General features: G+C 73.2%; 17 protein-coding genes. 9 read left to right on the top strand and 8 right to left on the bottom strand.

The window, feature by feature from the left end:
• Nucleotides 1-2: 2 nt before the first annotated feature.
• Nucleotides 3-941, bottom strand: coding sequence for an aminoglycoside phosphotransferase family protein (locus tag C3486_RS09550; protein ID WP_258052683.1), 939 nt, complete (start codon nt 939-941; stop codon nt 3-5).
• Between the two features lie 341 nt (nt 942-1,282).
• Here C3486_RS09550 and C3486_RS09545 point away from each other — a divergent pair, with 341 nt between their 5' ends.
• Complete coding sequence (locus tag C3486_RS09545) at nt 1,283-2,296, top strand: SigB/SigF/SigG family RNA polymerase sigma factor (protein ID WP_103832168.1); 1,014 nt, start codon at nt 1,283-1,285, stop codon at nt 2,294-2,296.
• Nucleotides 2,297-2,473: 177 nt separating this feature from the next.
• Here the strand turns inward: C3486_RS09545 and C3486_RS09540 are convergent, their stop codons facing one another.
• The 3 genes from C3486_RS09540 to C3486_RS09530 form a co-directional block, all read right to left on the bottom strand.
• Complete coding sequence (locus C3486_RS09540) at nt 2,474-3,352, bottom strand: DUF72 domain-containing protein (protein WP_103832167.1); 879 nt, start codon at nt 3,350-3,352, stop codon at nt 2,474-2,476.
• Nucleotides 3,353-3,401: 49 nt separating this feature from the next.
• Entirely contained in the window at nt 3,402-4,814 is a 1,413-nt protein-coding gene (locus C3486_RS09535) for a sugar porter family MFS transporter (protein ID WP_181138498.1), read from the bottom strand.
• A 95-nt stretch (nt 4,815-4,909) separates the two neighbouring features.
• On the bottom strand, nt 4,910-5,791 hold the full coding sequence (locus tag C3486_RS09530) for a phytanoyl-CoA dioxygenase family protein (RefSeq protein ID WP_103832165.1): 882 nt from the start codon (nt 5,789-5,791) through the stop codon (nt 4,910-4,912).
• A 161-nt stretch (nt 5,792-5,952) separates the two neighbouring features.
• Between C3486_RS09530 and C3486_RS09525 the strand changes: the two genes are divergently transcribed.
• Nucleotides 5,953-6,960, top strand: coding sequence for a LacI family DNA-binding transcriptional regulator (locus tag C3486_RS09525; protein WP_103832164.1), 1,008 nt, complete (start codon nt 5,953-5,955; stop codon nt 6,958-6,960).
• A gap of 100 nt (nt 6,961-7,060) precedes the next feature.
• On the opposite strand, the gene C3486_RS09520 is transcribed toward C3486_RS09525, so the two are convergent.
• The 3 genes from C3486_RS09520 to C3486_RS09510 all read right to left on the bottom strand — a co-directional run bounded on the left by C3486_RS09520 (nt 7,061) and on the right by C3486_RS09510 (nt 10,238).
• A complete protein-coding gene (locus tag C3486_RS09520; protein ID WP_103832163.1) occupies nt 7,061-7,630 on the bottom strand; it encodes a DUF3291 domain-containing protein in 570 nt (189 codons plus the stop codon).
• Between the two features lie 322 nt (nt 7,631-7,952).
• Nucleotides 7,953-9,035 (bottom strand): DUF5937 family protein, encoded by a 1,083-nt coding sequence (locus C3486_RS09515; protein WP_103832162.1) that lies wholly within the window; start codon nt 9,033-9,035, stop codon nt 7,953-7,955.
• A 54-nt stretch (nt 9,036-9,089) separates the two neighbouring features.
• Nucleotides 9,090-10,238: a LuxR family transcriptional regulator gene (locus tag C3486_RS09510; RefSeq protein ID WP_103832161.1), complete on the bottom strand. Its 1,149-nt coding sequence runs from the start codon at nt 10,236-10,238 to the stop codon at nt 9,090-9,092.
• Between the two features lie 513 nt (nt 10,239-10,751).
• On the opposite strand from C3486_RS09510, the gene thyX reads away from it, so the two are divergent.
• From thyX to C3486_RS09475, 7 genes are all read left to right on the top strand, one after another.
• On the top strand, nt 10,752-11,528 hold the full coding sequence (gene thyX / locus C3486_RS09505) for an FAD-dependent thymidylate synthase (RefSeq protein WP_103832160.1): 777 nt from the start codon (nt 10,752-10,754) through the stop codon (nt 11,526-11,528).
• Nucleotides 11,529-11,566: 38 nt separating this feature from the next.
• A complete protein-coding gene (locus C3486_RS09500; RefSeq protein WP_258052682.1) occupies nt 11,567-12,121 on the top strand; it encodes a TIGR00730 family Rossman fold protein in 555 nt (184 codons plus the stop codon).
• A 91-nt stretch (nt 12,122-12,212) separates the two neighbouring features.
• Nucleotides 12,213-13,268, top strand: coding sequence for an isopenicillin N synthase family oxygenase (locus C3486_RS09495; protein WP_258052681.1), 1,056 nt, complete (start codon nt 12,213-12,215; stop codon nt 13,266-13,268).
• Nucleotides 13,269-13,340: 72 nt separating this feature from the next.
• Nucleotides 13,341-14,660 carry an MFS transporter gene (locus tag C3486_RS09490; RefSeq protein WP_103832159.1) on the top strand — a complete coding sequence of 440 codons (1,320 nt, stop codon included), beginning with the start codon at nt 13,341-13,343 and terminating at the stop codon, nt 14,658-14,660.
• Complete coding sequence (locus C3486_RS09485) at nt 14,657-15,907, top strand: ATP-grasp domain-containing protein (protein WP_103832158.1); 1,251 nt, start codon at nt 14,657-14,659, stop codon at nt 15,905-15,907. The genes C3486_RS09490 and C3486_RS09485 overlap by 4 nt, the downstream gene beginning before the upstream one ends.
• Nucleotides 15,904-17,214 (top strand): acetyl-CoA carboxylase biotin carboxylase subunit family protein, encoded by a 1,311-nt coding sequence (locus C3486_RS09480; RefSeq protein ID WP_258052680.1) that lies wholly within the window; start codon nt 15,904-15,906, stop codon nt 17,212-17,214. The genes C3486_RS09485 and C3486_RS09480 overlap by 4 nt, the downstream gene beginning before the upstream one ends.
• Before the next feature lie 106 nt (nt 17,215-17,320).
• Complete coding sequence (locus C3486_RS09475) at nt 17,321-18,736, top strand: uracil-xanthine permease family protein (RefSeq protein WP_103832157.1); 1,416 nt, start codon at nt 17,321-17,323, stop codon at nt 18,734-18,736.
• On the opposite strand, the gene C3486_RS09470 is transcribed toward C3486_RS09475, so the two are convergent.
• Complete coding sequence (locus C3486_RS09470) at nt 18,633-19,652, bottom strand: type II CAAX prenyl endopeptidase Rce1 family protein (RefSeq protein ID WP_181138497.1); 1,020 nt, start codon at nt 19,650-19,652, stop codon at nt 18,633-18,635. The genes C3486_RS09475 and C3486_RS09470 overlap by 104 nt on opposite strands.
• Nucleotides 19,653-19,689 lie beyond the last annotated feature (37 nt).

The raw sequence follows: 19,689 nt of genomic DNA, 5'->3' as shown, positions 1-19,689 counted from the left end.
CGTCAGCGGGGCGTGCCGCCGGTTTCCGCGTGCTCGGTGAGGAGTTCGCCGAGGACATGGCGGGCGATGGCGGCCATCACCGGATGGCTCTCCCGGTAACTGCGCAGTTCCAGGAGCGCGATCGACAGCGCCCAGCCACGGCCGCGCGCCCACGCGGCGTCGTCCGCGCCCACGGCGGCCCGGAACGCTTCCCGCGCACCGGCCGGCAGCAGGTACCACGCCGCGATCAGGTCCACCGCCGGATCGCCCAGCCCCAGGCACCCGAAGTCGATGACGGCGCTCAGCCGCCCGCCGTCGACCAGGACGTTCCCCGGCTGCAGGTCCGCGTGGATCCAGACCGCCGGACCGGCGGGGCCCGGAGCCCGCAGCGCCGCGTCCCACACGGCCGTCGCCGCCATGGGATCGACGCTGTCGCGCAGCACTTCGAGGGCGCCGCGGGTCGTCGCGTCCCGCGCGGCCAGCGGCTCACTGCGGTACGAGGCGGGGCCGTCCGCCGGGTCGATCCGGTGCAGCGCCGTCACGAACTCCGCCAGGTCCGCGGCGAGAAGCCGGGCGTCCGGCACCGCCCCGGCCCGTCCCGGCCCGGCGGCCCGCCCGACCGGCGGGTTCGCGCCCGGAAGCCAGCGGTGGACCGCCCAGTGCCAGGGGAAGCCCTCGGCCGGCGTGCCCAGGGCCAGCGGCACGGGGACGGCCACCGGCAGCCGTGGCGCGAGCAGCGGCAGCCACCGGTGCTCCTTCACCACGTCCGCCGCCGCACCCGCCGCGCGCGGCAGCCGTACGGCCATGTCCGGGCCGAGCCGGTACACGGCGTTGGACGTGCCCGCCGTGCCGACCGGCGCGACGGACAGCTCCGCCCACCGGGGGAACCGCGCGGCGAGCAGCCGCCGTACGAGGGCCACCCCCTGACCGGTCCCGTCCACCCTCGTCCCGTCGCCGTCCACGCGCACCCTCCTGGCCTCGTCCCACCCTTGCGACGACGGCACTGTGCACGCCCCGGCACCACCACGGCCACCGGATTTCTCCGGCGGGCGCATATCTCTCCGGTGTCCTCCGCGCCTCGTCGGCACCCCTTCTGACCTGCGTGTTCAAGACCCCGGAGAAAAATTTTCACGGGTTTGTTTGCCGGGGAGGGCCGGGGGCAGCAGGGACTACGTGCTTCGGCCCGTAGGCACGCCCCGTGGAAGCAGTGTGACTTCCGCCCGGCGCGCCTGCCCGGCCGCCTCTTCCACGGGTGACCGATGTGTCCATTGGAACGAGACTTGCTGACCCAGGAGCCCGGACCATGCTCGTGAAGACGCTGAACACAGTTGAGATCGACGACCGGCAGCTCGCCGGTGCGGCGGAGCACGCGCCGGAGGACGTCCCCGTGAACGCCGGCGGCACCGAGACCCGGGCCGCCCGGCGGCGCGGTGACCAGGCCCCGAACCGTCCGCCGAACAAGCCCCGCGGCATCAAGCGGCAGCGCCGCGCGGTGAAGGCGGCCACCCCGGCCGCACCCCGGCGCAGTGCCCGGCACCCGCACGACGACGCGCCCGACACCGACGAGGACTTCCGCCGCCTGGCCACCCTGCCGGACGGCCCCGAGCGGCAGGAGCTCCGCGGCCGGGTGATCAACGCCTGGCTGCCGATGGCGGAGCGGCTCGCGCTGCGCTTCCGCAACCGGGGCGAGAACCTCGAGGACCTGCAGCAGGTCGCCGCGGTCGGTCTGGTCAAGGCCGTCGACCGCTACGACCCCGAACACGGCAACGCCTTCGAGAGCTTCGCCGTCCCCACCGTCATCGGTGAGATCAAGCGCCACTTCCGTGACCACATGTGGGGCGTGCACGTGCCCCGCCGCGTCCAGGAGCTGCGCAACCGCGTCCGCGCGGCCCGCCAGGAACTCACCAGCACCATCGACGACCACGGACCCACCCCCGAGCAGATCGCCGAGCACACCGGCATGTCCGTCGAGGACGTCGTGCTCGGCTCCCAGGCCCTGAACAGCTTCAGTCCCCTGTCCCTGGACGCGGAGCTGCAGAACAGCGACGACGGCTGCTCGCTCGCCGACACCCTCGGCAGCCCGGAGGCCGGCTTCGACCTGGTCGTGGCCCGGGAAGCGGTCAAGCCGCACCTCGACCGGCTGCCCGAGCGCGAGAAGGAAATCCTCTACCTGCGCTTCTTCCGCGACATGACGCAGAGCCGGATAGCGGAGCGGCTGGGCCTGTCCCAGATGCACGTCTCCCGCATCATCTCGCGCACCTGCCGCCAGATCGCCGACCGCGTCGGCGAGAACGTCCCGGAGCGTGCGGCGGCGTGAAGTCGGTACGTCTGCTCACCGTGCTGCTGCGGTCCACCGCTTACCGGCTCCTGGCCCGCAGCGACAGGCTCTGACGGCACCGCCGGACGGGTCCCGCTCACTTCGCCTCCGGTTCCACGGCACGCGCCGGGGACCGGAGGCGAGCGGTGTCCGGACGGACCACCGCCTGCGGGCCGCTCATTCCTGATGCACTGTCAGCAGCTGCTGCATCTGCGCAGCGGCGCGTACCGCCGCGTCCCCGCAGCAGTTGTTGAACAGGACGTGGACCCGCTCGGCCCGGTCCGCCATGCCGCGGATGCGCGGCACCCACTCGGCCAGCTCCGACGCCCCGTACGCGTACCGGAAGCGGTCCTCCTTGCTGCCACGGCCCCACGCGGTGCTGCGGCCGTGGAACCGCACCACCGCCGTGCGCGGCGAGGTCACCGGGGTGACCGGCGGCACGGACTCGGGCAGCGTCTGCGTCATGTCCACGGCCACGGCCGCCATGTCCAGCTCCGTCAGGAGCGCCGCCGTGCGCGCCGCCCGGTCCTCCTGCCACCAGCCCGGATGCCGGAACTCCGCGGCGACCGGCCACCCTTGGGCGCGCTCCCGGCACCGGGTGAGGAACTCCTCCCACCGGGGCCCCGGCGCGCACCACGGCGGGAACTGGAACAGCAGCGTGCCGAGCCGGCCGGCCCGCCGCAGCGGCTCCAGCGCCTGCCCGAACCGGTCCCACACCTCGTCCAGCAGCGCCGGGTCGGTGCCCCGCGCGCCGCCAGGGCGCTCCCGCGCGGACCGCAGATCGGGCGGGAGCGCCCGCGGCGGCGTGGGATGCCCGGTGAGCAGCGAGAACGCCTTCACGTCGAAGCGGAAGCCGGGCGGGGTGCGTTCCGCCCACAGGGCGCTGTTCCGCACGCTGGGCAGCGCGTAGTACGTGGCGTCGACCTCCACGACGGGGAACCGCTCGGCGTAGTACCGCAGCCGCCCCTCGGCGTCCCGTTGCCCCGGTGGATACCACCCGCTGCGCACCAGCGCCGGGTCCGTCCACGAACACGTACCGACCACGATCCCGCTCATGCCGCCCGCGTACCCCTTCCGCCACGGAGCAGCCGTGGCGGCGGCCGGCTCAGTCGCCGGTGCGGCACAGGGTGCGCTCGATGTCCTCCAGGGTGCGGCCGCGGGTCTCGGGCACGCGGCGGAGGACGAACAGCCAGCACAGGCCGTTCATCACCGCGTACGTCAGCATCGTGGCGGTGAGCCCGAAGACCTGCACGGCGGTCAGCGCGGTGACGGCGATGAGCAGGTCGAAGCCCCACACGGTGGTGGTGGCCAGGCTGGTGGCGGGGCCGCGTACGGACAGCGGCAGCACCTCGGGGGCCAGCAGCCACACGACGGTCTGCATGCCGGCGCCGTTGAGGAAGATGTACGCGAACAGCGCGAGGACCACCGTCCAGCGCTGCACCCCGGAGGCCGGCAGCAGGAAGGCCAGCGCGAGGACGGCCATCGCCGCGCCGGAGGCCGGCATCAGCCACAGCAGCAGCCGGCGGCGGCCGACGCGGTCGACGGACAGCGCCCCGGTGATGCCCGCGAGGACGAGCATCACCCCGATCCCGATGCCGGTGAGCAGTGCGACGGAGCCGCCGAAGCCCGCGTCGGTCAGCAGGGTGGGCGCGTAGTACACCATCGCGTTGATGCCGGTGAGCTGGGAGAACGCCGCGATGCCGAGGGCGATGAGGAGGGCCGGGCGCAGCCGCCGGGCGCCGAGGGCGCGTGCGGTGGCCCGCAGGCCGCGGGGCGCGTCGCTCTCGGCCCGGCACAGCGCCGCGATGTCCTCGACCTCCGCGGCGATGCCCGCGTCCGGGCCGCGCAGCCGGGTCAGTACCGCGTGGGCGCGCTCCTGCTCGCCGCGGCCGACGAGCCAGCGGGGACTCTCGGGCAGCGGCAGCATGCCGGCCGCGAGGACGACGGCCGGGATCACCGCGAGCCCGAACATCCACCGCCAGCCGCCCGGCCCGGCCAGCGCGTACCCCACGAGGTAGGAGATCAGCTGGCCGATGGCCACCATGAGCTGGAAGAGGACCATCAGCCGGCCGCGGATCGCCGGCGGCGCGGTCTCGGCGATGTAGACGGGCACGGTGTTGGCGGCGGCGCCGACCGCCAGGCCGAGCACCAGCCGGGCGACGGTGAGCGCGGCGGCCGACGGCGCGAGCGCCGAGGCCAGCGCCCCGAGCGCGAAGACGGCCGCCACGGCGATGATCACGGGGCGCCGGCCCCGGCGGGCGCTGAGCACCCCGGACACCGGCGCGCCCACCATGGCGCCCACGAGGATCGCGCTGACGACCACCTCGCGGTGGCCGGTGGACAGGTGCAGATCGCGGCCGAGGTCCAGCAGCGCGCTGGAGATGATGCCGGTGTCGTAGCCGAAGAGCAGTCCGCCCAGGGCGGAGATCGCGGCGACGGCGTACAGCAGGGCGGGCGGCCCGGAGCGCCGGGGCGTGTCCCCGGTGGCGGCGCTGCCGGCCGGTTCGAGCACGGTCACGGGATTCCTTCGCCAGTCGGTCGGTTCGGTGTCGGATGCGGACGGCCGGCCGGCGGCCGCGGGGCGCCGGCCCGGGCGGGAGGGCCCGCGCTGGGTCAGGCGTCGCCCATGACGAGGCCCTCGATGGTGTGCTGCTGCACCACGGGGCGGAGTTCGTCCACGACGCGGGCGGCGAGGCGGTCGCGGACGCGTGCGGGCAGCGCGGCCCAGTAGTCGCGGGTCACGGCCATGTCGTGGTGGGCCTCGTTGCCGGCGCCGGGCGCGTCCACGCCGAGCACCAGGACGGGCCGGGAGGCGGCGGAGTGGTTGGTCGTACCGCGGTGCACGGTCAGCGCCGAGCGGGCGGAGATGTCACCGCGCCGCGGGTACTTGCGAACGGCCCGCGCCTCGTACCGGGGGTACTCGGAGCGGTCGGGGAACATCTCGTGCGTGAAGTCGCTGCCGGTCTCCCACTGCGTGCCCGGGGCGATCTCGAAGGGCCCCATGTCCTCGGCCGTGTCGACGGCGGTGACGTTGAAGGCGAGCGAGGTCAGCCGGTGCTCCTCGCGGGTGGCGGCGGGGGAGGGGAAGTCGCGGTGCCACGGCTGGTTGACGGCGCCTTCGAGGGGGACGTCGAAGCCCAGCTCGACGATGCGGTACTCGGGGCCGAGGACGGCCTCGCACACCGAGCGGACCCAGGGGTGGTCCACCAGCTCGACGAAGTCGCGCAGCTGCTCGGGGTGGATCTCCACGTAGTACCGGTTCGGGCCGCGGCCCACGGCGCCGCCCGGGCGGCTGCGGGCCTCCTCGAAGGCCCGCTCGATGTCCTCGCGGAGCCGGTCGGCGAAGGTGACGGGGAAGGCCGACCGGCGGGCCGTGATGCCGTCGGTGTACAGCTCGCGCACGGCGCTGCCGATCTCCACGGGAGTGGGTTCGGCGGCGGCCGCCGGTATCGGCGAGACGGCGGCGCGGCCCGGGGAAATGGCGGTCTCGGGCATGGGTGGTACTCCTCGCGTCAGGGGAGGCGGGGGATGTCTGCGCTACATTGCAACGTGGAATGCAACGTTGCAATAGTGCGCGGCAAGATTTTTTCGACCGGCTGCCCGGCCCTCCCGGGGGCGTGAGACGATCACCTGGCGCGTGTCCGGAGGAGGAGCAGGTGGGAGCGAAGCTCAAAGACGTGGCCGCCCTCGCCGGGGTCTCCGTGCGGACGGTGTCGAACGTGGTCAACGACTCCGCTGCGGTGGCGCCGGCCACCCGGGAGCGGGTGCTGGCCGCCATCGAGCAGACCGGCTACCGCCCGAACCTCGCGGCGCGCAACCTGCGGCAGGGCCGTACCGGACTGATCGGGCTCGCCATACCGGAAGTCGGCTCGCCCTACTTCGGCGAACTGGCGGGCCTGCTGATCGACGCGGCCCAGGAGCGCGGCTGGACGGTCCTCATCGACCAGACGGCCGGCCGGGCCGACCGCGAGCGCCGGCTGCTGTCCGGCGCAGAGGGCCACGCCGTGGACGGCCTGATCATCAGCCCGTGGGCGCTGTCGCCCGCCGAGATCGGCACCTGCCAGGGCCCCGCGCCCGTCGTCGTCCTCGGCGAGATCGACCCCGAGGGCACCGCCGACCACGTGGCGATCGACAACGTCACCGCGGCCCGGGAGGCCACCCGGCACCTGCTCGCCCGCGGCGCCCGCCGGCCCGCCGCGCTCGGCCTCCAGCCGGAGCTGCGCAACCGCACCGCCGAACTGCGGCTGCGCGGCTACCACGAGGCGCTGGCCGAGGCGGACCTGACGCCCGACCCCCGGCTGACGGCCGCGGTCGCCTCGCTGCACCGCGCCGAGGGCCGACGCGCGATGGAGGCACTGCTGGACCTGCCGGAGCCGCCGGACGCCGTCTTCTGCTTCACCGACGAACTGGCCCTCGGCGCCCTCCGCGCGGCCCTCTCCCGCGGTCTGCGCGTCCCGCGCGACCTGCTGGTCATCGGCTTCGACGACATCGAGGACGGCCGGTACAGCACCCCGGCCCTGAGCACCGTGGCCCCCGACAAGAAGCACATCGCCGAGAGCTCGCTGCAGCTGCTCGCCGACCGGATCTACGGCCGCCTGGCGAACACCCCGTCCCGCCAAGTGGTCGCCCGCCACCGGCTGCTGGCCCGCGAGTCCACGGCGTGAGCGGGCGCGCCGGGCCGGACGGGCGAGCGGACGTCCCGGCCCGGCGTGAGTAGTGGGCCCGCAGTACGCCGACGCCGAGTGGCCGCCTCCGTAAGGCCGTTCAGGCTCCCTTGCCGGCCACCTGGTCGCTCTTCGGCCCCATGCCCCTGACCCTGGCCGGAGTTCCGTCCGGCGCGAACGAGTGAGGAAAGGTGAAGGCGTGCGGCGCGGAGCCGTGGCGGTGGAGGTGCTCCAGCCGGGAAACCCCGTCCTGCCAGGTGGGTATCGCGTCGTCGGAGACCCACCAGAACACGTAATTCGGGTGTGCCGTCCGCTCGAACCAGTCGTCACGCCTGTTCAGCGCCGCACGGTGCAGCCCGGTGTAGATGGCGTCGAACGCGGGGCGCAGGCCGGTCCAGAGCGAGAGGGTCGCGGCCAGGGCGGTGGTTTCCACCGTACGGCCCTTGTCGTACCAGCCCGGTACGGCGAACTCTCCCCATGCGCCCCAGTCCGCGTCGAAGAGCACGCCCCGGGCATCGTCCGCGGCTTCCGCGTGAGCGAGGTACCCGGGGTGCCGGCTGATCGCCCGGTAGACGGCCCCACCGGTGTCGTAGAACTCGCGCGTGAGAGGTCCCTGATCGGCGAGAGGCGACTTCAGGACGCCGAAGGTGTACAGCGCGAGGCGGGGCATGCGTCTCTCCTTGGTCGGGGGTGCCTGGTGCGGACCCGGCGCGGCGGCTCACGCACGGGCGAGGAATCGCGAGGCGGGTGAGCGGCCGCCGAAGACCAGGTGAAGGTAGCCGTCTCCGCGGGCCTTGTCGACGTTGCGTTTTCCCTCTCCACGTGGCTTCTTGTACGGGCCGTTGCGGGGGCCGGGACGGTGCCGGGCGGGGCGGGCTGCCGGCCGCGAGGTCACGGCGTGAGCGGGCGCGCCGGGCCGGACCGGGGAACGGTGGTCCGGCCCGGCGCGAAGCCCGGCGCCGCGCCGGGCGCGGGCCCGCCTGCGGAGTCCGCTAGCGGAGCACGCTTTCCAGGATGTGGCTGCCGAGGCGGGCCACCGCGGTGAGGTCCAGCTGGTGGACGACGTACCGGCCGCGGCGCTGGGTGGTCAGCAGTCCGGCCTTCTTCAGGCGGGCGATGTGCCGGGACGCCTCCGGCGCGGTGAGCTGGTAGGCGCCGGCCAGTTCGCCCGTGGTGTGCGGGCCGCGCGCCAGCGCCCGGAGCATCCGCATGCGGACCGGATGGGCCAGTGCCTCGAGGCGCCGCTGGATCAGCTCGACCGCCATGGGCGCGGGCAGGTCGGGTGCGGCGACGGGGTACTGGAGCACCGGGCGGAAGCCGGGGGTCACCATCACGATCAGGTGCGGCCACCCGAAGGCGCTCGGGATGCAGGTGAGTCCGCGGCCCGCGACCGAACCCGCGCTGTCGTGCAGCTTGTCCACGACGACGCGGGACCGCTCCAGGTCGACGTCGAGCGCCGGTGACACCGCCGTGAGCGCCTCGGCCAGCCCCTTCCGCTTGAGGAGTTCGGTCTTGTGCCGCGCGTCGGCGTACAGCCGCGCCTGCACGTCCTGCCAGGCGTCGGTGAAGAACGCCTCGGCACAGTCCTCCAGGACGCGCCGCAGCCAGGCCCGTACGCCCTCGGGGTCGGTCAGCAGCCGCTCGGCGAAGGCCGCCTGGCGCGGGCCGCGCGCCTCGGCCCGCTCCATTGCCCGGGTCCGGTCCTCGGCGCTGATCAGCGGCTGCGGTACGCCGCGGTCGTAGTGGGCCATGCAGGAGATCTCCAGCGCGGCCGCCACGAACACCTCGGTGTCCATCCGGTCCAGCGCGTCGAGCTCCTCCTCCAGCGTCGCCCCGGGCCGCGCGGGCAGCAGGACGTCCGCACGGGTGGTGCGCCACAGGAACTCCGCGTCGGCCAGCCGGTCGGCGAGGCCCGGCGGCAGCCCGGAGGCGGTCGCGGTGGCCCAGGACGCGAGCCCCGGATGGTGTCCCGGCTCGGCCATGACGTGCAGCATCTCGGCCAGTTCGGACAACGGGGAGGGCGCGAACAGCACCTGGTCGGCGGTCAGCCCCGTGATGTCGATCGTTACGCTCACTTGCCCACCCTTCGCCGCCGGGTGCCCGGCCACCCCGTCGGTTGACGACGATCGTCAAATGACATCGTGAACCGCCCGCGACACTGCACGATCGTCTCCATGCGATCGACTCGGCGGGTTCTCCGGGACGGCCGGCGGCACGGTGTGCGGCGCAGCGGCCCGGGTGGTGGTGAGGGCCGGCTCCGCGGTGGCCACGCGGTAGCCGAGCTGGAAGAGCGTCTCGGCGCCCAGCTGCTGCTTGATCTTGGCGATGTGCGCGGCGCAGCTCCGCTTGCTGAGGCCGATGCGCTTGGCGATGACCGCCTCGCTCTCCCCCTCGACCAGCAGCCGGATGATGGACTGGCGCACCTCGTTGGCGATGCGCCGGGTGACCGCCGGGCTCTGCCCGACGGGGAATGCGGTGGCCCGCTGCCAGTTGCGGTCGAAGACGTCGGCCAGGTAGTGCACCACGGCTTCGTCGTGGATGACGACCGCGCTGTCGTCGTCAGCGGCGGGGATGAAGGCCACCCGCCGGTCGACGACAATCAGCCGCTTGAAGAATTCGTCGAGCGTCCGCACATGAGCGCCGATTGACGTGACCTCGGTGACGTACTGCCGGGTCGGCACGTCGAACTGCGCACTGTGCTGGTAAAGCGTGCGCATCGTCGCGCCGCGCTGGAGAACGGCCCGGTCGCGTTCGACCGCCTCTTTCAGGAGTTCCGCCGGACGGCCGCCGCCGGGCTGTGCGGTCAGCAGTTCTTCGCGGCATTCGCCGAGCGCCCGGTCCAGCTGGAAATTGATGGCCTGATAACCGGTGATCCGGTCCAGGGCAGCACTCGCGGAGGCCGGCGCCGGCGCTTTCCGGTGTTCTTCGATGAAGGGCGCGAGCTGATCGCTGAAATCGACCGCCTGGGACAGCAGATCGAGCGCTTTCGCGCGCCAGGTGACGCCTATCCGGGCCTCGGCTATCTGCGGTTCGATCGGCAGGAATTCTTCGCCGGCGCCTGGTTCGGCAGCCGGGTTCCGTTCGAGCAGGCCCAGCCGGACGAGCTGGTCGACCGCCGTGCGCCGGGCCTGCCCGGGTGCGGCGTCCGAGGGCTGTTCGGCGAACGGCCTGAGGACCCCTTGGCGTAAGGCCCGGCGGTAGAGCGATTTCGCCTCGGTGCTGAGCACCACGGACGGCGGCTCGTTCAGGAACGGGTTTTTCGAGTCGCACACTTTCATGCTGAATGTTCCTTTTTGGTGGGGGTGCGAGCAGTATCTCATGCGACATTCGGGATTCTGCTGTGACCTGGATCACCCGGTCGGCTGGTGCGGGCCGGAGTCGGTCGGTACCCGGGCAACGGAGAAAAAGGCCGGCGGGAATGTTATGGCGGGCCCTCGGCGCCTTTTGTTGCTCGGTCGTGAAGCAAAGCGGGGGAGGGCGGGGGGATGTGTTCCCTTGCGTCCATTTTTCACCCCTCATCTTGGCGCAGTGCAGAAAGGTGAGCCGCTTCCGGCATTCTCAACCGCCGGACTCGCGGGACACGATGGTGGGGCACCGGGCGGAACGGACCGCAAGGACAGGAACGAGGGGTGGGAAATGTTCAGGGCCACGACTCAGGGGTGGGCCGGCCGGAAGTACGCGATGGCCGCGGCAAGTGAAAGCGCGGATTCCGGTTGGGGGAAGCGGTAAAGGTCGCGCAAAGCCCGGTACAAGACCAATTCACGGTAATCAGGAAGAGAAGGAAACGGAAAATGACCGTCAGTGAAATCGAGGCGCCGGCCGGCCTCACGACCTCCCCGGTGAGCCTCCCGCAGGGCCCCGGATTCGAGCTGCGCAGCGACATCACCGTCGAGCTGGTCGACCACTCCGCGAGCGACCTCGGCGTGGTGCGCGCGGCCCGCGTCTCGACCGCCGGCGAGCGGGCGCACCGCGAGGAGCGCGGCGAGGGCTACATGAACGGCCTCATCAAGTACCTGATGCGCAGCCGGCACGGCAGTCCCTTCGAGCACAACTACATGACCTTCCTGATCAGCGCCCCGATCTTCACCGTGCGGCACCTCATGCGGCACCGCACCTGGTCCTTCAACGAGGAGAGCGCCCGCTACCGGGAGATCAAGCCGGTCTTCTACGTACCGGACGGCGACCGCCTGCTGCGCCAGGAGGGCAAGCCCGGCGACTACCAGTACGTGCCGGGCGCCGACGGCGACCACGCGTTCCTGACCGCCTCGGCGTCCCGGGTGTACGAGGCCGCCTACGAGGAGTACACCAACCTCCTGCAGGCCGGCGTCGCCCGCGAGCTGGCCCGGATGGTGCTGCCGGTCTCCACGTACTCCGCCGTCTACGCGACCTGCAACGCGCGCTCGCTGATGCACTTCCTCGGACTGCGCACCAACCGGCAGGACGCCTCCTACGTCTCCCACCCGCAGCGCGAGATCGAGATCGTCGCCGAGCAGATGGAGGACGAGTTCGCGAAGCTCATGCCGCTGACGCACCAGGCGTTCAACTCCTTCGGCCGGGTCAGCCCGTGATCTCCCGCGCGGAGGGCCTGAGGGACAAGCAGCGGAAGGTGACCGTCTACGCCGGCTCGGCGCCGGGCAACCGCCCGGTGTTCCTGGAGGAGGCACGGCGGTTCGCCCGGCAGGTGGCCGAGGCCGGCTGGGAGATCGTCTACGGGGGCGGCGCCGTCGGCCTGATGGGCGCGGTGGCCGACGCCGCGCTGGCGGCCGGCGGCCGGGTCACCGGCGTCATCCCGCAGTCCCTGGTGAACGCCGAGGTGGCGCACCCCGGACTGACCGAGCTGCACGTCGTCGACTCGATGCACGAGCGCAAGCAGCTGATGGCCGACCTCGGCGACTGCTTCGTGGCGCTGCCCGGCGGCGTCGGCACGGTCGAGGAGATCGTCGAGGTGTGGGCCTGGCTGGTGCTGGGCCACCACGGCAAGCCGATCACGCTGGTCAACACGGACGGCTACTGGAACCGCCTCTTCGGCATGGCGCGCGGCATGGCCGTCAACGGCTTCCTCAGCCCGGAGGAGTTGGCGGCCTTCACCTTGATCCGGGACGCCCAGGACCTCTTCGACGTGTGCGCGTCCTGGCAGCCCCCGCCGCCCCGCTGGAAGTGACCCAGGAGCGCGCCGGAAGCGACCCCGGCGGCACACGCCGCCCACCCCACAGAACGAAGACGCAGACGAACACGCACGGAAGAAGGACGACATGACGACGATGAGCACGCAGCCGGCCCCGGACACCAGAAGCGGCTCCCTGATCACCGTGGTCGACGGGTACGTACCGGTCATCGACATCGGCCCGGCCCGCGGCGGCACGGCGGCCGACCGGCAGGCCGTCGCCGAGGCCATCGGCAGGGTCTGCGAGACCAGCGGGTTCCTGGTGATCGTCGGGCACGGCGTGCCCGAGGAGTCGATCGCCTCGGTGTACGACGCGACGCGCCGCTTCTTCGCGCTGCCGCAGGAGGCCAAGGAGGCGCTGCGCAGCGACCCCCGCGACCCCCTCATGCGGGGCTTCGGGCGGAAGGGCAGCCTCGCCGCCTCCAACGCCGACGCCTCCGTCGAGGACGAGCGCAAGCGCCCCGACCTCTCCGAGACCTTCACCTACAACCGGCTCGGCGAGGGGCACGGCGTACGGCTGCCCGACTCGGCCGACGACCGGCTCCGGCTGCCCAACAAGTGGCCCGAGCTGCCCGGTTTCGCCGAGGCTTACCGCGCGTACTACGCGCGGATGGAGGACCTGGCGCAGGAGATCATGCGGCTCTTCGCGCTGGCCCTGGACCTCCCCGAGCAGTGGTTCGACGGCAAGGTCGACCAGCACATGACGAACATGACGGCGAACTACTACCCGGCGCAGCCGGTGGCGCCGGAGCCGGGGCAGCTGCGCAAGGGCGTGCACAGCGACTGGGGCAGCCTGACGATCCTCTACCAGGACGAGTCCCCGGGCGGTCTGCAGGTCCAGGACAAGAGCGGCCAGTGGCTCGACGTTCCCGTCATCCCGGGCTCCTTCGTCGTGAACATCGGGGACCTGATGGCCATCTGGACCAACGACAAGTGGGTGAGCACGGTGCACCGCGTGGTGAACCCGCCGCGCGAACAGGCCCACCGCGAGCGGTACTCCATCCCGTTCTTCCACCAGCCCAACTACGACGCGCTCATCGAGTGCATCCCGACCTGCGCGGGCCCCGGCCGCCCTGCGCGGTACGCCCCGGTGCTCTCCGGCGAGTACATCACGGAGAAGTTCCGCCGGGCCTATGACCTCTGATCCGAGCGCGCGCCGCGGGCGGCTCCCGCGGCGGGCGCCCCGCACACCGTACGCAGAAGAAATGGTGCACCCATGCCGCTGACCCCACCCGCCCGGCCGCGCGGCGCGACCGTACTGGCCAAGCTGGGCTTCCCCGACCTGGCGGGGAACGGCCGGTTCGTCACCGCGAACGTCATCGACAGCCTCGCGAGCGGTCTCGTCGTGGCCTTCATGGTCGTCTACTTCACGCGGGCCACCTCGCTGCCGCTCGCCGAGGTCGGCACCGCCCTCACCCTCGGGTACGCGCTGGCCCTCCCCGGGCCCGCGCTCGCCGGCTGGCTGCTGGACCGGATCGGCCCGCGCCGCACGGTGGCGGTGGGCAACCTCGCCTCGGCGCTGGGCTTCGTCGCCCTGCTGTTCGCCGACTCGGCCTGGCACATCGTCGTCACCCAGTTCGTCGTCCAGGCCGGCGCTTCGCTGTACTGGACGTCCAGCAGCGCCCTGGTCACCCTGGTCGCCCAGGAACACGACCGCACCCGGTGGTTCGGCTTCATCCGCGCGCTGCGCAACGTCGGCATCGGCTTCGGCGGCGCGGTCGCCGCGCTCGCCGTGGCCCTGGCCAGCACCACGGGCCTGCGCGTCCTCGTGGCGCTCAACGCCGTGAGCTACCTGGTCGCGGCCTGGCTCATCACCGGCTGGCGGCCGGCGGGGGAGCGGGCCGGCGGGGACACCGCCGGGTCCGACGAGGCGGAACGCCCGGCCGCCGGGTACCTGCTGGTCCTCAAGGACGGCCGCTACCTGCGGCTGGTCGTCGCCAACCTCGCCTTCGTGCTTGCCTCCATGGTGCTCAGCGTCCTGCTCGGCATCTACGCGACGGACAGCCTCGGCGCCGGCGCCTGGGTGGCCGGCGTACTGATCACCCTCAACACGGCACTGGTCGCGACGACCCAGACCGTCGCCACGAGGTGGATCGAACGGCACCGGCCGGCCCGCGTCATCGCGCTGGCCTCCGTGGTCAACGCCGTGGCGTTCGGCGCCTTCGCCGCGCTCGGCCTGCTGCCCGGCTGGGCCGTGTTCGCCGGCCTCCTGCTCGCCGTCATCGTCTACACGCTCGCCGAGGTGCTCGGCTCCCCGCCCATGGGCGAACTCAGTGTCTCGCTGGCCCCGGAGCACGCACGCGGCCGCTACCTGGGCGTGTTCCAGCTGTCGTGGACGCTGGGCGGCGTCGTCGCGCCCGCTGCGCTGACCGGCCTGCTCGCCCTGGGCCCGGCCTGGCCCTGGCTCTTCCTCGCGGCGCTCAGCCTGCTCGCCGTGCCCCTCGTGCTCGGCCTGGAACCGCGGACCGCACCGGCCCCTGAGCCGGCCCCGCCCGCCGCCGGCACCCCCGTCTCCCTGGAAGGAAAGACCCCGTGAACACCGCGAAGAAAGTCCTGCTGATCGAGGCCAACGTGGCCGCCGGCGAGGAGCTGCTGAAAGCGGCCGCCGGACTGGGCGTCGACGCGTACGTCGCCACGCACGAGGAGCTGTACGAGCAGTACCGCACCGAACTGCGGGAGGCGATCGCCGGCACGGTCTTCACCGACTTCGCAGACCCCGACCGCGCACTGCGCGACCTGGCCGACTTCTGCCGCCGGACCGGCATCGACGGCGTGGTCACCTCCTGGGAGTTCCTCTCCCCGCTCGCCATCCGGCTCGCCGCCGAACTGGGCCTGCCCGGACACGCCCCCGAGCACGCCGACGCCTGCCGCAACAAGAAGCTGATGTCCGAGGTGTTCGCGGCGCACGGGGTGCCCGCGCCGCGCACCGTCCACGCCCCCGACCACGAGACACTGGCCCGGCGCATCGAGGCGAGCGGGCTGACGTACCCGCTGGTCGTCAAGCCGGCCGAGAACGCCGGATCGATCGGGGTGTCGGTCGTCCGCTCGGCCGCCGAGCTGCCCGGGGCCGCCCGGCTCGCCCAGGCCCAGACGCACGAGTTCCCGCACGGCATCGCGCTGGACACCACGCTGCTGGCCCAGGAGTACGTCGGCGGGGACGAGTACAGCGTGGAAACCGTGATCGCCGACGGCGTCACCCACCACCTCGCCGTCACCGAGAAGTTCACCACCGACGGCGCGGGCCGGGCCGAGCTGGGCCACACCGTCCCCGCCCAACTCCAGCCCGCCGACCGGGCGGCCGTCCTGGCCGCCGTCGACGCGGCGGTGGCGGCGCTGGGCCTGCGCAACGGCATCGCGCACACCGAGGTGAAGGCCGACGGACGGGGCAACGCGAAGATCATCGAAATCGGCGCGCGGCCGCCCGGCGACCACATCATGCGGCTGGTGTCCGAAGCGCTGGGCGTGAGCGAGGCACGGGCGTACCTGCAGACCGCGCTGGGGGAGCGGCCCGACGTCACCCCCGATCGCCAAGCGGCCGCCGCGATCCGCTTCTTCACCGCGCCGGAGGCCGGCACCCTCAAGTGGATCGGCAACCTCCCCGAGGGCGAACACACCATCGCCACCAGCGTCTACAAGATGCCGGGCGACGAGGTGGGCGGGCCGCAGGACAACATCGGGCGCGTCGGGCACGTCATGCTCCGCGGCGCCACGGCGACGGAGGTCAACAAGGCGGCGGTCGAGGCGATGAGCGCCGTGACGGTGGAGATGGTGACCCAGTGGTGACGAAGATAGCCTTCCTCCGGTCCATCGAGATCCAGCAGACGGCCCCGTACCTGGCACACCTGCGGGAGCGGTTCCGCAGGGACGGCATCGAGGCCCGGCTCTACTACACGGACGGCGAGTGCGGCCCCGAGGACTTCCCCGGCGAGGCCCGGCGGCTGGACCCGGACATCACCGCGGGACGCCTCGCCGAGGAGCTGCTGCGCTGGCGGCCCGACGGCGTGGTCTCCCTCTCCATCGCGGACGAGAACGCGCTGCGCGACGCCCTGGTCAAGGACGAACTGGCCGCACACGGCATCCCCGTCGTCATGCACGGCGTCGACGCCACCCGCCGGCTCGCCAACAAGTGGGACACCAAGGAACTGGTCCGCTCCTACGGCCTGGACACCCCGGACGGCATGCTCCTCGACGGGGACCTGCTCAACGGCCGCAGCCTCGCGGTCCCCGCGTACGGCGAACTCGTCGAGCGCAGCGCCCTGCGGTTCGGGTTCCCGCTGCTGACCAAGCCGCTGTGGGACTGCCTCGCCAACGGGGTCAGCTTCCTGGACGGCAAGGCCGACCTGCGCAACTACCTGCGGTCCCCGTACAACGGCAACGCGGTGCTGGAGAAGTGCCTGCGCGGCGAGCTGTGCTCGGTGGAGATCGTCGGCCGGGGCGGCGACCACTTCGTCCAGCCGCTGATCTGGAAGGGACGCACCGGCGGCAGACCGGAGTTCACCTTCGGAACGCTGCGCTACTCCGCGCCCCGACTGCAGGCGGAGGCCGACTTCGCGCCCGTCGCCGAACGGCTGCGCACCATGTGCGCCGACATCGGCATCGAGGGCGCCGCCGAGGTCGAGATGATCTACAGCGAGGGCGCCTACCAGATCATCGAGATCAACCCGCGGGTCTCCGGATCCACGACGCTGTCCATCGCCGCCTCCGGCCAAAACACCTACGCATGCCTGCTGGACATGGCGCAGGGCCGCTGGTCGGCGGCGCACGCCCGGCGGCTCGGGCAGGGCCCGCGCCGGTACGCCTTCCAGTTCCCCGTCTCGGACCTCACCCCGGAGTCGGTCGCGGCGCTGCGGACGGAGCTGGACCTGGTCCGCGCGACCCGGCTGCACATCGACGGCCGGGCACACGGCAACGTCATCCTCTCCTGCGAGTTCGCCGACGGACCCGCGCTGCCCGGCCGGCTCCGCTCCCTGAACGAGCGCTTCGGCCTGATCGCGCCGGACGTCATCGCGGAGATCGACGGCATCACCGGCGCGCCGCTGCCGGAACCCGGCGCGCGCGACACGGCACCGGTCGTCTCGGCGGTCTCCTGACGCCGCGCGCCGGCCGCGCCGGGGCGGTGGCGGCCCCCGCCCCACCGCCCCGCGCGTCCGCCCCACCCCTTCGTTCCACCCCACCGAGAGAAAGGTGACCGCACCGATGGCGGGCAGCAGACTGGGCGTGCGCTGGACGCTCTACGGAGACGGCGGCGCGCCGCCGCCGGGCCAGGCCGTACGCCCCGACCAGCGCCTCTCCTGGCCCCGCACGGCCGGGCTCGGCCTCCAGCACGTCGTGGCGATGTTCGGCGCCACCTTCGTCTTCCCCACGGTCATGGGGCTGGACGTCAACCTCGCCGTCATGATGTCGGGGCTGGCCACCATCCTGTTCCTGCTGGTGGTGCGGGGCCGGGTGCCGAGCTACCTGGGCACCAGCGCCTCCTTCGTGGGCGCGGTGGCCGCGATCAGGGCGGCGGGCGGCGGCACGGCCACCGTCCTGGGGGCGATCCTGGTGGCGGGCGTGGTGATGGCCGCGACCGGACTCCTCGTACGGAAGGTAGGCCCGCACCTCGTCCACCGCACGTTCCCGCCCGTGGTCTCCGGCGCCGTGGTCCTGCTCATCGGCTTCAACCTCGCCCCGGTCGTGGCCACCGCCTACTGGCCGCAGGACCAGTGGGCGGCGCTGGTGACGATGGTGGCGGTGATCGCCGCTGCGGCCCTGCTGCGCGGCTTCTGGGGCCGCATCGCGGTCTTCCTCGGCCTGCTCTGCGGCTGCGCCTTCTCGTGGCTCCTGGACCTGCTCACCGGCCCCGTGCACGCGGCCGACGGGACGGGCCGCGTGACCACCCACTTCCGGATCGACTTCGCCGGCGTCGCCGAAGCCGACTGGTTCGGCCTGCCGCACTTCCAGGCTCCGGAGTTCCACCTGAGCGCCGTCCTGATGGCCCTCCCGGCGCTCGTCGCGCTGATCGCCGAGAACGCCGGGCACGTCAAGGCGGTGGCGGCGATGACGGAGACCGACCTCGACGACAGCCTGGGCCCCGCCATCTTCGCCGACGGCCTGGCCACCGCGCTGTCCACCTCGGTCGGCGGCGCCCCCACCACCACCTTCGCGGAGAACATCGGAGTGATGGCGGCGACCCGCGTCTACTCGACCGCCGCCTACTGGGTCGCCGCCGGGGCCGCCGTCCTCTTCGGCCTGTGCCCCAAGTTCGGTGCGCTGGTCGCGGCCATACCCGGCGGCGTGCTCGGCGGGGTCACCGTGGTGCTGTACGGCATGATCGGCCTGCTCGGCGCCAAGATCTGGGCCGCGCACAAGGTGGACTTCAACGACCCCGTCAACCTCGTCCCCACCGCCGCCGGCACCATCGTGGGCATCGGCGGGGTCTCCCTCCACCTGGGCGGCGCCTTCGCCGTCAGCGGCATCGCACTGGGCACCCTCACCACCCTCGTCGGCCACCACCTGCTCCGTCTCCTCACCGCCCGACGGCGCGCCGGCGCGACGCGCGGGACCCGTCGTCCGGCCCCGGCCGCTCCCGCACGGCCCGAAGGGTCCGCTCGGCCGCGCGTGTCCGTGTGATCCGGCGGCACACGAGGAACCCGGCGGCGGCGACCAGCAGGTACGCCGGTACGAGCAGGACAGCGTCCGGCGTCAGGAGCCGGGCCGACCAGCCCGCGCCCCGCTCCGCGCCCTCCAGCACGATCCGGTTCACCGTCAGGAACGTCAGGTGCGCGCCGATGGCGGCCCAGAGCGGGGCCCGGTCCACGGCCGTGCGGGCCGCGACGAGGGTCAGGCCGAACACCGCGAGCAGGACGAGGTAGTCCGCGGCGGGCTGCCCGCCGGGCGCGAAGCCGACCGGCTGGCGTTCCGCGCCGATGAGCCACGCGGTCCCCGCCCCCACGACCGTCGACGCCCCCGGTACCAGCAGGAAGACCGCGGTGGTGCCGAGCGCGGCCACGGTGCCGCCGAACCGTCCGCGCAGCGCCGTCCAGGCGTGGCCGCGCAGGGCCGTCTCCTCCGGCAGCGCTTCGAGCAGCAGGGCGACCACCGCGTTCGAGGCGAGGAACCCGGCGAGGGCGCCGGGGTCGGGGCGCGACCAGCGCAGCAGCCCGGCGGCCGTGGCGGCGCCCAGCACGAGTGCCGCCGCGGCCGCCGTCACGCCCGTACCCGTCAGGAAGGCGCGCAGGCTCGCGCGCGGGCCGCCGAACCCGAGCGGGCGCCCGGCACGGCCCCGGCGCGCGACGACGAGCAGCGGTACGGCGAGGGCGCTGACCAGCGCGGCCGGCAGCAGCCGGGCAGGCAGCCCGGAGAGGCCGAGGCCCGCGGCGGCGGCCGGGCCGAGGACGGTGCCGGCCCCCAGCGCCGTCGCCATCACGAGGCCGCCGACGAGGGCCCCGCGCAGGGCGCCCGCCGTGGACGCGGTGGCCGTGGACGCAGTGGACGTGGACGGGGTGGTCCTGGAAGTGGTGGCTGTTCTGCCGCGGCGGTGCGTCATCCGTTCTCCCCCTGGTGTGTGTGGCCGGTCGCCCCTG

It is taken from the genome of Streptomyces sp. Ru73 (assembly GCF_002920575.1).
Lineage (GTDB): Bacteria > Actinomycetota > Actinomycetes > Streptomycetales > Streptomycetaceae > Streptomyces.
Note: the sequence above shows the minus strand (reverse complement) of the source record. Positions and strands in the feature narration are given on the sequence as shown.

Bases quoted from the DNA above. Each gene is read 5' to 3' on its own strand.
- C3486_RS09490 (WP_103832159.1), top strand. From the start codon at position 13,341: ATGCCGCTGACCCCACCCGCCCGGCCGCGCGGCGCGACCGTACTGGCC.
- C3486_RS09510 (WP_103832161.1), bottom strand. From the start codon at position 10,238: ATGAAAGTGTGCGACTCGAAAAACCCGTTCCTGAACGAGCCGCCGTCC.
- C3486_RS09495 (WP_258052681.1), top strand. From the start codon at position 12,213: ATGACGACGATGAGCACGCAGCCGGCCCCGGACACCAGAAGCGGCTCC.
- C3486_RS09470 (WP_181138497.1), bottom strand. From the start codon at position 19,652: ATGACGCACCGCCGCGGCAGAACAGCCACCACTTCCAGGACCACCCCG.
- C3486_RS09540 (WP_103832167.1), bottom strand. From the start codon at position 3,352: ATGAGCGGGATCGTGGTCGGTACGTGTTCGTGGACGGACCCGGCGCTG.
- C3486_RS09520 (WP_103832163.1), bottom strand. From the start codon at position 7,630: ATGCCCCGCCTCGCGCTGTACACCTTCGGCGTCCTGAAGTCGCCTCTC.
- C3486_RS09475 (WP_103832157.1), top strand. From the start codon at position 17,321: ATGGCGGGCAGCAGACTGGGCGTGCGCTGGACGCTCTACGGAGACGGC.
- thyX (WP_103832160.1), top strand. From the start codon at position 10,752: ATGACCGTCAGTGAAATCGAGGCGCCGGCCGGCCTCACGACCTCCCCG.
- C3486_RS09545 (WP_103832168.1), top strand. From the start codon at position 1,283: ATGCTCGTGAAGACGCTGAACACAGTTGAGATCGACGACCGGCAGCTC.
- C3486_RS09530 (WP_103832165.1), bottom strand. From the start codon at position 5,791: ATGCCCGAGACCGCCATTTCCCCGGGCCGCGCCGCCGTCTCGCCGATA.